The organism is Maricaulis sp. (assembly GCF_017643475.1).
In the GTDB taxonomy this organism is placed as follows: domain Bacteria; phylum Pseudomonadota; class Alphaproteobacteria; order Caulobacterales; family Maricaulaceae; genus Maricaulis.
This window is the reverse complement of sequence record NZ_JAEPNI010000001.1, coordinates 879,394-891,699: the sequence shown is the minus strand read 5'-3', so window position 1 is coordinate 891,699 and position 12,306 is coordinate 879,394. Positions and strand designations below refer to the sequence as shown.

Here is a 12,306-nt window from a genome sequence, read left to right as displayed (position 1 = left end):
CGGTCAAGAGCTGAAACAGCTGGCGCCTAGAGGCCCGGCAGTTTCGGCAGCAGGTCGCGGTCGCGTTCGATTTCGATCTCGCCCCCACCAGTCACGCTGTTGACGCTTTCAAGGCGCTCGGCTTCGTCGGCGGCGTCGAGCGGGGTCGCATCAACCGGCGGGCGATACTCGCCATCGCGCCAGAACAGGATCTGGTCAGCGAAACCACGGTTCTTGCGCACAACGCTGGCCGTCTCACCGTCGATAATGGAACGGATGAACGGATCAGCCGCTCCACCACCCGCCTGAGCAACAAGCAGTGCCTCGGCGTCGGAGCCTTCAAATGCTGCACTTGAACCCAGCAGGGCTGCACGTGCGCGCTGGTCCGGGTAGATTTCTTCCGGACGCGGCTCACCTGGGCGCGGCGGGCGCAGATTGTATTCCGGCGGCACGGTCAGCGGCGCAATCGTCACGGTGCGGAATTCATCCGGCGCATTGCGCTCGGAAGACACAGCACGGCCTACACTGCTGCAGCCGGAAACGGCCAGGGACACCCCGAGGGCGGCAAAAATGGCGGAACGCAAACGCATTTTGGTTAAGCTCCAAATTCGATTGGGCACATGTTTAGCGGCATCTTGCCCCAAGCTCCAGCCCGGAGTCCATCAAGACTTGTCGGGGTCACCCTGCCGCTCATTCAGGATGATGTCGAGTATGATCAGACCGACACCCACATTGATCCCCACATCAGCAACGTTGAAGACCCAGGGGAACCAGACATCAGAGAAATTGAGGAAGTCGACAACAGCACCAAACAGGATGCGATCGACAACATTGCCAATTGCTCCGCCGATGATCATGCCAAAGGCTATCACGACCAGCTTGCGATCCACCTTGAGCGGCCCGTACCCCAGCAGGCCTGCGATCAGGACGCCGGAAATCACCAGCGAGAACGTGATCAGGACGAGACGACCGATGATATTGTCCGCGCCCAGCAGGCCAAAGCTCACACCCTTGTTCCAGACCATGGTCAGGTCAAAGATCGGGGAGATTTCCAGATGCCCGCACGTATTCAGCCCGCCTTCGCGGCCCAGCTGAAAGTCCAGACAGCCTGCCGGCGAAAAATTGAGCCCGTTGAGCACGAGCCACTTGCTCAGCTGATCCAGCAAGATAATGCCGCCCGCCAGCGAAAGGCCCAGCCGAGCATGACCCGGTTGAGACAATCGTTTCAGCACTTCACTGGCTGGATTAGCCATTCAGCTTGTCCCAATAAGCCAGCGCATCCGCGTCACGCGGGGTGACGTCGGGATAACGCGGGTCGGAACCGACATCCGGGGAGTATTTCCACGAGCGCGCGCATTTGCTGCCATCCGCCTTGCCCGGGTCGACAGAGATGTCATTGACATCCTCGATGCGGAAGGCGCTGTCCGGTCCGGCTTCATCGACCAGGCTCGCCTGGCTGGTGATGGAGATCTCGGCGAGGAATTCATCCAGATCCCCACCGGCTTCCGCGCTCAGGGCCTCGCGATAGGCTGGATCGGTCACATAGACTTTCGGCGCTGCTTCCAGGCTGGAACCGATCCGCTTTTCACGGCGTTCAACTTCCAGGGCACCGGTCACAACGCGGCGCAGACGACGAATTGTCTGCCAGCGTTCGGCACGCCCACCGTCACGCCAGTCTTCCGGTGTTTCCGGGAAGGTGCGGTAGTGCACGCTGTCCGTCTCGGATGGGAAGCGTGAAAGCCACGCTTCTTCCATGGTGAAGGGCATGATCGGAGCCAGCCATGCCGTCAGACGCATAAAGACTTCATGCATCACCGTGCGACAGGCGCGGCGGCGGTCACTGTCCGGACGGTCGCAGTAGAGGCTGTCCTTGCGCACATCGAGATAGAAGGCGGACAGGTCGACAACGCAGAAATTGAACAGTGCCGAATAGACCTTCTTGAAGTCATAGGCCTCGTAGCCGGACTTCACGACCTCATCCAGCTCGGTCAGGCGGTGCAGAACCCAGCGTTCCAGCGACGGCATGCGGTCATATGGCAGGGCCTCGGTGTTATCGAAACCGTCCAGCGCGCCCAGCAGATAGCGCATCGTGTTGCGCAGCTTGCGATAGGCGTCGACGCTGGTCTGCAGGATCTCCTCGGAGATACGCAGATCCATCGTGAACTCCTGGGCTGCCACCCAGAGACGCATGATCTCGATGCCGTATTTCTTGGCAATCTCGTTGGGGGCCAGCGTATTGCCCAGCGACTTGGACATCTTGCGGCCATCGCCGGCCATGACAAATCCGTGGGTCAGGACACCATTATAGGGCGCACGTCCACGCGTACCGCAGCTCTCCAGCAGGGAGGACTGGAACCAGCCGCGATGCTGGTCAGACCCTTCCAGGTAGAGATCCGCCGGCCATTTCTGGCTCTTGCGGTCCTCCAGCGAGAACGCGTGTGTGGAACCACTGTCAAACCAGACATCCAGGATGTCGGTGACCTTCTCCCATTCATCAGCCTTGTAATCGCTGCCCAGGAAATCCTCGGAGGGACGCTCGAACCAGGCGTCGGCGCCCTCTTCCTCGACGGCGCGGACAATGCGTTCATGGACCTTGTGGTCGTTAAGAACGTGGCCCGTGCCCTTTTCGACAAACATGGTCAGCGGCACGCCCCAGGCACGCTGGCGCGAGACCAGCCAGTCCGGGCGCCCCTCGACCATGGAACGGATGCGGTTTTCTGCCTGCGGCGGCGTCCATTCGGTCTCGCCGATGGCCTTGAGCGCCGCTTCACGCAGCGTGCCGCCCGTCTTCATCGGGCGATCGATGGCGATGAACCACTGCTGCGTATTGCGGAAGATGACTGGAGCCTTGGACCGCCAGGAGTGCGGATAGGAGTGTTCCAGACGACCGCGCGCCAGCAGTTTGCCCTGCTCGATCAGCTGATCCATCACCGCCTTGTTGGCCGGACCGTCCTGGCCCTGTTTCTTGCCGTCCAGGCGGATGATGTGCAGGCCGGCAAACAGCGGGATGTGATCGTAATACGACCCGTCCTCGCCCACCATGTGCGGAACCGGCTGTTGCTTGTCATGCCATTCCGGATTTTCCATCCAGGCAACATAGTCTTCCGCGCCATGGCTGGGGGCCGTGTGGACAAAGCCCGTACCGGCTTCGTCAGTGACGTGGTCACCCGCCAGCAGCGGCACCGGATAGTTCCAGAACCGATCTGCCTCGAACAGCGGGTGCGAACAGACCAGGCCGGACGGATCGACATTGCAGATCCGGTCAGCGCGCTCGATGAAAGCGGCTTCCTTGGTTTCTTCCCACAGATTGTCGGCGACGATCAGCGTGTCACCCGGCATCGACCAGGGCGCAAAATCCGTCGCCTTCATCGCGGTGATCTTGTAGAGGCCGTAACGCACGTCCGGCGAATAGCAGATCGCCTTGTTGCCCGGGATCGTCCACGGGGTGGTCGTCCAGATGACGACATGGGCACCGACACATTCCTTGGGAACCGCCGAGCCATCCTTGCGAACACCTCGGACCGGGAATTTCACGAAGATCGTGGAAGACGTCTTGTCCTGGTACTCGACCTCGGCCTCGGCCAGGGCGGTCTGTTCGACCGGCGACCACATCACCGGTGCAGAGCCGGAAAAGACGAGACCCTGTTCAACGAATTTCAGGAATTCGCGCACGATCGCGGCTTCCGCAGAGAAAGCCATCGTGGTGTAGGGATCATTCCACTCGCCGGCGACGCCGAGGCGTTTGAACTCGTCACGCTGAACGCCAACCCATTCCTCGGCATACTCACGACAGGCTGCGCGGAACTCCTTTTTCGGAACGTCATCCTTGCGCTTGCCCTTGGCGCGGAAATTCTGTTCGACCTTCCATTCGATCGGCAGGCCGTGACAGTCCCAGCCCGGACGGTAAGGCGCATCAAAGCCCAGCATCTGGTGCGAGCGAACGACGATGTCCTTGAGGATCTTGTTCTGACCCGTACCGATATGGATGTGACCATTGGCATAGGGTGGGCCGTCATGCAGGACCCAGCGCTCGCGGCCTTCGCTCTGCGCGCGCAGGTTTTCGTAGACGTTCAGTTCTTCCCAGCGCGCCAGCCATTCAGGCTCCTTCTTGGGCAGACCGGCCCGCATGGGGAAATCGGTCTCAGGAAGGAAAAGCGTCGGGCGGTAATCGCGGGTGGTCTCGGTGCCGTTATCGGCCGTGGTATCCGTCATCGGATTCAGTCCCTGGAATATGGATCAATTACAAACGTGTTCGCACTACCCGGAACTGCGAGCATCAAGCCCGGCAGCCCGGGCCGATAATTCGGCGCGCCGCTATGGCCGCAGCCATATTCTCGAACGTCGTATGCAATTCAGATTGGACCATGCACCGCGTGTAACAGAGGCCGTCAGGACGGTCCAGCCGCAGCGCTCAGCAAGTCGCGCGCTGTTGCCGCATCCGTTGCGATCTGTGCCTTCAGCGCATCCAGCCCGTCAAACTTCATCTCGGGCCGGATAAAGGCTTCGAAGGCGACGCTGAGTGTCTTGCCATACAGATCGCCGTCAAAGTCGAAGAGATGTATTTCGAAGCGCTCGGTCAGCCCGTCCACTGTGGGGCGATAGCCGAAATTGGCGACAGCCGGGCGTTCCGCCGCTTCGCCATCAATGCCCACGCGCACAGCATAGACACCGTGTTCGGGACGAACATAATCAGACATGTCGACATTGGCGGTGGGGAAACCGATCGTGCGGCCACGCTTGTCGCCGTGGGCGACTTCCCCCTCAACGACCCAGCTCTGGCCCATCAACACCCTCACGGCATCCATGGCGCCGTCAGCGATGGCCTTGCGAATACGGGTCGAGGAGATCTTGTCGACACCATTGTCCAGCAGCTCGGCAAAATCGGTGCGAATGCCGCGAGCATCGCCGAGAGCGGTCAGATCCTTGGTCGTTCCGGCGCGGCGGTGGCCAAAGTGGAAATCAGCGCCAGTCACTACACCGCAAACGCCCAGCCCCTGGTTAAGCACGTCCTCGACAAAGACTTGCGGCGACATCTGGGCCATCGCCGCATTGAATTCGAGCTGGAAGACGTGGGACACGCCCAGCGCGGCAAGCCGCGCATTGCGGCCGCCAGCACTCATGATGCGGAAAGGCGGCGCGTCAGGCGCAAAGAAGCGTCGCGGGTGCGGCTGAAACAAAGCGACGCCCAGCGGGGCATCCATGGCTTCGGCCAGCTCTCGCGCCCGCTCGATCACCACCTGGTGTCCTGCATGCACGCCATCGAAATTGCCCAGGGCAATGACACAGCCCCGTCCCTCAGCCTCGATGGCGTCATATCCGTCCCAGACGCGCAAGTGTTACACGTCCTTTTTCTTGCGGCGCTTGCGGACCATGACCTCGGCTTCCGCGCGCATCAGCTCCTTGCCGTCGGCCATGCACACACAATCCATAACCGCCTTGCGGGATTTCAGGTCAACCGATTTGACGGTCACGCGGGTGGTCACTTCGTCACCGATCCGGGTCGGCAGGGCAAAGCGCATGTTCAGCCCGAGGAAGATCGCCCCCGGTCCCGGGAGCTGGTTTCCAAGCACACCGGAAATGAATGATGCGATCAGTGCACCATGTGCAATTCGACCGCGAAAAGGCGTTTTGCGCGCAAATTCTTCGTCCATGTGCACGGGATTGTAATCACCGGACACTTTGGCAAACAGTTCCAAATCTTCTTCAGAAACCACTCTAACCGCCTCAGCAGAAAGGCCAATTTCCATATCTTCAAGTTCAATACCGGTCTGTTCGGACATGCGACTCTCCGTATTTTTTCCCGCTTTAACCGATTTTTATCCGCGCTTGTCTAGGGTTCACCTGAAGACAGCACAAAAAGCTGTCCTTGTGAAAGAACACGCCGAGTGGATGGAGACTACGTATGGCTGTCGAAATGACTATGCCGATCCTGGTAGTAGACGACTACAAAACCATGATCCGCATCATTCGCAACCTGCTCAAGCAGATTGGATTCGAGAACGTCGATGACGCTGCGGACGGGCAAGAAGCTTTCGAGAAAATGCAGAAGAACAAGTACGGTCTGGTGATCTCAGACTGGAACATGGAGCCGATGACCGGCTACGAGCTTCTGCAGAAAGTGCGCGCCGATGAAGGGCTCAAATCGACCCCGTTCATCATGGTTACAGCAGAGTCCAAAACGGAAAACGTGGTTGCCGCCAAAAAGGCCGGCGTCAACAACTACATCGTTAAGCCGTTCAATGCTGGAACGCTCAAATCGAAAATGTCAGCGGTACTGGGCGATTTCTAAGCCCGCCATGTTCGCTGAACGATGAATTGAGTTTGCAAAGGAAGGAGGGCCCCATGCCCGCCGCCAATGTTGCCGCGCAGGTTCGGACTTCGCTCGCCACTCTCAAGGCCAGCGATCTACAAGACGCGCAGATCATGGAAGTGCTGAAACTGGCACACCAGCTGACCGATACGATGAAGCTGTTCTTCAGCTCCCTCGATCAGTCGATCTGCCAAGAGTTCAACTATATCGCGGATTACATCTCCCGGACGCGCGACGAAATCGCCGCCCTGCGTCCCAACGATATCAAGCGAGAACGCATCCCGACCGCGGGTGCCGAGCTGGAAGCCGTCGTCACGGACACTGAAAAGGCCACCGAGGTCATCATGTCCGCTGCAGAATCCGTTCTGTGTGACGAGGAGACCGACTACGACAACTACCGGGCCAATGTTGAAGCCAAGATGATGGAAATCATCGAAAGCTGCAGCTTCCAGGACCTGGCCGGACAGCGCGTATCCAAAGTGGTCGGTAGTCTCCGCCACGTTGAAGACCGCGTCGCCCGCTTCGCCGAAGTCATGGGCGTCCGTGACGCCGATGGCGGACCGCAGGAAGAAACGGCTGAGGAAAAACGCAATCGCGAACAACTCCTCAATGGTCCGGCAATCGGTGGACCGGAAACCAGCCAGGACGACATTGATGCGATGTTTGCCGATGCTGGTGGCGATGCCGCCCTCGACCAGGGTTCGATCGACTCCCTGTTCGACTAAGACCAGACCAGTTGCGGCGCGATCCAGCGTGCCTCAACACCATATTCCGCAAGGATTGCGACGACGGTTTCAGGGCTGAAACCGTCGTCTCGCATTTCAGCCTGCAGAATACCGCCCGCAATCAGCATGGCATCTACCCCTGCCCGCGCCGCGCCTTCGATGTCGGTTTCCGGACCATCGCCGATGGCCAGCACCCGCTCCGGATCGACGGCCCCACCATTTCGCGCTAGCGCTTCGAACGCCAACCGGTAGATCGGTTGGTGAGGCTTGCCTGCGACGATGCTGGAACCACCCATCTCGCGATAATAACGCGCGATCGCGCCAGCACAGAAAATCATCTGATCCCCCGCCTGAACGATAATGTCCGGATTGGCGCAGACCAGGTCCAGCTTGCGCGCCAGGGCGACCTCCAATACCTGCTGATAATGCTCCGGGCGACCATTCCAGTAATCGTCCGGCCCAGTACAGGTGATGAAGTCGGCCTCTTCGATCCCGACAAACTCCAGGCCCAGCCCCTCATAAAGGGCCTCATCCCAGTCCGGCCCGATCTTGAAGGCCTTGCCTTGGGATCGCTTCACCAGCTCTTCGTGGATCGCATCGCCGGAGGTCACCGCACAGTCCCAGGCGTCCTCGGAAAAGCCCATTTCCGCCAGCGCTTCGAGCAGGCTGGGATGACGGCGGGGTGAATTGGACACCAGACAGACCCGCCCGCCCTGTTTGCGATATTCCTGAAGGGCTTCAACTGCGGGCGGGAGCAGGCTACGGCCACCACGGATCACGCCCCACACATCACAGAACAGGGCGTCGTATCGATTGGCAATTTCACTGAGCTTGGTCATGTCCGCCTTCAAGCAGGCACCCGGGTGAGCGTCAATCGTTAAACGGCGACACTCACCTCAGACTCCGCTTCCGGCTCGATCACATCATCCTTCACCGGCCGCGGGGAGCCAAAGAGATGACCCTGGCCATAGGCCACATCGAACTCGAGCACTTCAACGACCGTGCCCTCTTCCTCGACGCGGTCGGCGATCAGATCGATGCCACTACGCGCAAACAGGCCCGCAATGTCCTCGTGGGCGATATCACCGGCATCCACGCCCGCGATGCGCTCGAAATTATCGATCGCGGTCAGCAGACGCTCGCCACCAATCTTCGCGAACCGCACCCCCGCACGCTGCATCTCGTCGAGATCGAGATCGACATTCATCACCTGGTCCACCGAGAAGCGGAAGCCGAAATCGGCCATGCGCGCCATATTGCGGGCGGCGACGGCGTCACGCTCGACAAAGGCTTTCTGGGACACCTCGAAAATGATCGAGCCAGCCAGGTGTTTGTGCTGGCGGATAAAGTCCAGGAAGGTCGGGAAGAAGGTCTCGTCCGACAGGGAATTCAGGGAGATATTGCAGAAGATCGCGATCTTGCGGTCCTGCGAGGTCAGCCGGCGCACAATCTGGACACAGCGGAACAGCAGGAGATTGTCGACTTCAGTCATCAGGCCGGCCCGCTCGGCGGCCTCGATGAAACTGCCCGGGGTGATGACCCGGCCCGTCGCATCACGCAAGCGGGTGAAACTCTCATAAAAGGCGATCCGGCGCTGTGGCAGGGTCACAATGGGTTGCAGATACAGGTCGACACGATTGTCTTCCAGCGCATCCCTCACTGTCTCGATATCCGCAGAGGAACCGGTTTCGCCACCAGCAGCCAGGATTTCTTCCGGTACTTCGCCAACCCGGCGGACCAGGTCTTCCAGCACCCGCACCTCGTGAACGAGGGCATTGTCGCGCTCAACCGATTCGGCGCGCAGCTCGTCAGTAATCTCGTCGAGGCGCGACTGGGCAGCCTGGAATTCTTCCACCAGGGCCAGGTTTGCGGCCTTCAATTCATGGATCTCGTCTTCCATGGCCTTTCGCTCTGCAGCGCGTGCCGCGGCGCTATGTGCCATGCCTGCAACGATAAATACGATCGCACCCATCATCCAGGCGGAGGCCGTATTCATTAGCCCAAGATACTCAAACCCCAAGGCCGCCACGACTGCGATCATGACGTAGGTGAGTACGATAAGAATGTCTGCTGCCTTGGACATCCGGTCCTCATTCTGCAACGAATCGGCACTTCTCGCCGAAGGTTAAGCTGTGTCGCAGCGGGTTTTCGTTTGGTTAACGAAGGTAAACCCGAAGCCTGTCCTGGGGAGATATCAGCAAAAGAAAATGCGGCCCAGACAGGCCGGGCCGCATAAATCTCATTTGTTATGCACGACTTAGGACGTGATGTGCGGACGGATCAGGATTTCGACCCGACGGTTCTCCTGGCGGCCATAGGCCGTGTCATTGGAAGCGATCGGGGAACGCTCGCCCATGCCACCCACGTAAAACCGGTCACGCATGACGTCCTGGGCGATGAGATAACCGGCCACCGCCGAAGCGCGCTGCTCGGAGAGGCGCTGATTGTATTCCGCCGGACCGGTGCTGTCGGCGTGTCCAACCACATCGACATAAGTCGCCGGATAACGGTTGAGAACGACAGAGACGTCATTGAGGATCGCGTAGAATTGCGGCTGGATACTCGAGGAATTGGTGTCGAAGGTGACATCACCCGGCATGATCAGACGCAGATTATTGCCTTCACGGCGGACACCGACGCCCGTATCGCTGAGCGCCATGCGCATGGCTTCTTCCTGGCGATCCATATAGTTGCCGATAGCACCGCCGGCGAGCGCACCGATACCAGCACCGATCAGGGCATTGGTACGACCCTCATCGGAGTCGGATGTGTTGGTCAGATAACCCAGGACAGCACCCGTGGCGGCTCCCAGCAGAACGCCGCGACCGGTGTAGTTCGGACGCGTTTCACCCGTGACCGGGTCCGTGGTCGTGCAGGCGGTCATGGCCAGGGCCGCGACGCCAACTACTGCAATACGAAAATTCATAACTCTTACCTCTCAAAGAGTGCCTGTTGGCGCCCATACTACGCACAAATGCGACAAGCATTCCATGTCTGGGCATATCGTCAACTGAATGAACGCAAGCTGATCAGATTTCCCGGCGCTGTCACTGGGAAAAAGAGTCACGCCCTGCCCTTGACGGTTCTGTCCCCACTGCTTAAGTCCGCCCTGTTAGCAGTCGACTGGGGTGAGTGCTAACGCCGAAATCCCCAGTCACTGCAGGAAATTCAATCAGTCCTCTTGTTGGAGAAAAACCAAGATGACCTTTCGTCCTTTGCATGACCGCGTGCTCGTAAAGCGCGTCGAAGAAGAGTCCAAGACCGCTGGCGGCATCATCATTCCGGATACCGCTAAAGAAAAGCCGCAAGAAGGCGAAGTCGTTGCTGTTGGTGGCGGTGCCATCAAGGAAGACGGCTCTGTTCGCGCGCTCGACGTCAAGGCTGGCGACCGCATCCTGTTCGGCAAGTGGTCCGGCACGGAAGTTTCCATCGGCGGCGACGAGCTGCTGATCATGAAAGAGTCCGACATCCTGGGCATCATGGAAGCCTAAGCGGCTTTTCCAGAACTCCCAGCTCCTCAGATAAGGAATAAGCCCAATGGCTGCTAAAGACGTATATTTCTCCTCCGATGCCCGCGACCGCATGCTCAAGGGCGTCGACATCCTTGCCAACGCTGTAAAAGTCACGCTCGGCCCGAAAGGCCGTAACGTCGTGATCGAAAAGTCTTTCGGCGCTCCGCGCACCACGAAGGACGGCGTATCTGTCGCCAAGGAAATCGAACTGGCTGACAAGTTCGAGAACATGGGCGCCCAGATGATCCGCGAAGTTGCGTCCAAGACGAACGACGTCGCTGGTGACGGCACCACGACCGCTACGGTTCTGGCTCAGTCCATCGTCCGCGAAGGCATGAAGTCCGTTGCGGCCGGCATGAACCCGATGGATCTGAAGCGCGGCATCGACAAGGCGACCGCGATCATCGTCGAGGACATCAAGGCCCAGGCGACCCCGATCAAGGGTTCCGACGAAGTTGCGCAGGTCGGCACGATCTCCGCTAACGGCGACGCCCAGATCGGTAAAGACATCGCGCACGCGATGGAGAAAGTCGGCAATGAAGGCGTCATCACCGTCGAGGAAGCCAAGTCTCTCGAGACCGAGCTGGACGTTGTTGAAGGCATGCAGTTCGACCGAGGCTACCTGTCTCCGTACTTCATCACGGATGCAGACAAGATGCAGGCCGACATGGAAGAGCCGTTCATCCTGCTGCACGAAAAGAAGCTGACTTCCCTGCAGCCGATGCTGCCGATCCTCGAATCTGTTGTTCAGTCCGGCCGTCCGCTGCTGATCATCGCCGAGGACGTTGAAGGCGAAGCCCTGGCGACGCTGGTTGTCAACAAGCTGCGTGGTGGTCTGAAGATCGCTGCTGTCAAGGCTCCGGGCTTCGGCGATCGCCGCAAGGCCATGCTGGAAGACATCGCCATCCTGACCGGTGGCCAGGTCATCTCCGAAGATCTCGGCATCAAGCTGGAAACGGTTTCCCTGGAGATGCTGGGTACGGCCAAGCGCGTCAACATCACCAAGGACGACACCACGATCGTTGACGGTGCTGGCGAGCGTGCTGACATCGAAGCGCGTGTTGGCCAGATCCGTCGCCAGATCGAAGAAACTTCTTCGGACTACGACCGTGAAAAGCTGCAGGAACGCCTGGCCAAGCTGGCTGGTGGCGTTGCTGTCATCAAGGTCGGTGGTGCAACCGAGATCGAAGTGAAAGAGAAGAAAGACCGCGTTGATGACGCCCTGAACGCAACCCGCGCTGCGGTTGAAGAAGGCATCGTCACCGGTGGCGGCACGGCTCTGCTGCGCGCGTCTCGCAAGCTGGACGGTATCGAAGGCGATAACGCAGACCAGACCCAGGGTGTTCGCATCATCGGACGCGCCCTGCAGGCTCCGATCCGTCAGATTGTCGAAAACGCTGGCGTTGAAGGCTCCATCGTTGTCGGCAAGATCCTCGAAAATGGTGGCGCGACTTTCGGCTTTAACGCTCAGACCGAAGAGTATGGTGACATGCTGGAGTTTGGTGTCATCGACCCGGCCAAGGTTGTACGCACCGCTCTGCAGGACGCCGCCTCTGTTGCTTCCCTGCTGATCACGACGGAAGCTGCCGTCGCTGACGCACCGAAGGAAGAAGGCGCTGCCCCAGCCATGCCTGACATGGGTGGCATGGGCGGAATGGGCGGCATGATGTAATCATGCCGGTCAACTGACCGATCAAGCGAAGGCCCGCTCAACCGAGCGGGCCTTTTCTTTTTGCCCTGTAAGTGGCGTCATGATAGCCCGGCAAATTCTTGTTGTTAC

General features: G+C 59.4%; 12 protein-coding genes. 4 read left to right on the top strand and 8 right to left on the bottom strand.

From position 1 onward, the window contains the following. Positions 1-26: 26 nt before the first annotated feature. The 5 genes from JJ889_RS04215 to JJ889_RS04195 form a co-directional block, all read right to left on the bottom strand. Entirely contained in the window at positions 27-569 is a 543-nt protein-coding gene (locus JJ889_RS04215) for a DUF3035 domain-containing protein (RefSeq protein ID WP_291891739.1), read from the bottom strand. 72 nt (positions 570-641) lie between these two features. Beyond that, the gene (gene lspA, locus JJ889_RS04210; RefSeq protein WP_291891737.1) at positions 642-1,232 is read right to left on the bottom strand and encodes a signal peptidase II; all 591 of its coding nucleotides are present in this window, start codon (positions 1,230-1,232) and stop codon (positions 642-644) included. Further along, a complete protein-coding gene (gene ileS, locus JJ889_RS04205; protein WP_291891735.1) occupies positions 1,225-4,191 on the bottom strand; it encodes an isoleucine--tRNA ligase in 2,967 nt (988 codons plus the stop codon). Before ileS ends, lspA begins: the two co-directional genes overlap by 8 nt. Before the next feature lie 176 nt (positions 4,192-4,367). Continuing rightward, complete coding sequence (locus tag JJ889_RS04200) at positions 4,368-5,312, bottom strand: bifunctional riboflavin kinase/FAD synthetase (RefSeq protein WP_291891733.1); 945 nt, start codon at positions 5,310-5,312, stop codon at positions 4,368-4,370. 3 nt (positions 5,313-5,315) lie between these two features. Continuing rightward, positions 5,316-5,759: a MaoC family dehydratase gene (locus JJ889_RS04195; protein ID WP_291891732.1), complete on the bottom strand. Its 444-nt coding sequence runs from the start codon at positions 5,757-5,759 to the stop codon at positions 5,316-5,318. 122 nt (positions 5,760-5,881) lie between these two features. Between JJ889_RS04195 and JJ889_RS04190 the strand changes: the two genes are divergently transcribed. Further along, the gene (locus JJ889_RS04190; RefSeq protein WP_291891731.1) at positions 5,882-6,268 is read left to right on the top strand and encodes a response regulator; all 387 of its coding nucleotides are present in this window, start codon (positions 5,882-5,884) and stop codon (positions 6,266-6,268) included. 53 nt (positions 6,269-6,321) lie between these two features. Continuing rightward, positions 6,322-7,014 (top strand): protein phosphatase CheZ, encoded by a 693-nt coding sequence (locus tag JJ889_RS04185; RefSeq protein WP_291891730.1) that lies wholly within the window; start codon positions 6,322-6,324, stop codon positions 7,012-7,014. Here the strand turns inward: JJ889_RS04185 and JJ889_RS04180 are convergent. From JJ889_RS04180 to JJ889_RS04170, 3 genes are all read right to left on the bottom strand, one after another. Continuing rightward, the gene (locus JJ889_RS04180) at positions 7,011-7,853 is read right to left on the bottom strand and encodes a TIGR01459 family HAD-type hydrolase (RefSeq protein WP_291891728.1); all 843 of its coding nucleotides are present in this window, start codon (positions 7,851-7,853) and stop codon (positions 7,011-7,013) included. The genes JJ889_RS04185 and JJ889_RS04180 overlap by 4 nt on opposite strands. Before the next feature lie 38 nt (positions 7,854-7,891). After that, positions 7,892-9,097 carry an EAL domain-containing protein gene (locus JJ889_RS04175; protein WP_291891726.1) on the bottom strand — a complete coding sequence of 402 codons (1,206 nt, stop codon included), beginning with the start codon at positions 9,095-9,097 and terminating at the stop codon, positions 7,892-7,894. A 174-nt stretch (positions 9,098-9,271) separates the two neighbouring features. Beyond that, a complete protein-coding gene (locus JJ889_RS04170; protein ID WP_291891724.1) occupies positions 9,272-9,940 on the bottom strand; it encodes an OmpA family protein in 669 nt (222 codons plus the stop codon). A 274-nt stretch (positions 9,941-10,214) separates the two neighbouring features. Here JJ889_RS04170 and groES point away from each other — a divergent pair, with 274 nt between their 5' ends. Next, positions 10,215-10,505 carry a co-chaperone GroES gene (gene groES / locus JJ889_RS04165; protein ID WP_291891722.1) on the top strand — a complete coding sequence of 97 codons (291 nt, stop codon included), beginning with the start codon at positions 10,215-10,217 and terminating at the stop codon, positions 10,503-10,505. Between the two features lie 46 nt (positions 10,506-10,551). Then, the gene (gene groL, locus JJ889_RS04160; protein WP_291891720.1) at positions 10,552-12,198 is read left to right on the top strand and encodes a chaperonin GroEL; all 1,647 of its coding nucleotides are present in this window, start codon (positions 10,552-10,554) and stop codon (positions 12,196-12,198) included. Positions 12,199-12,306: the final 108 nt, after the last annotated feature.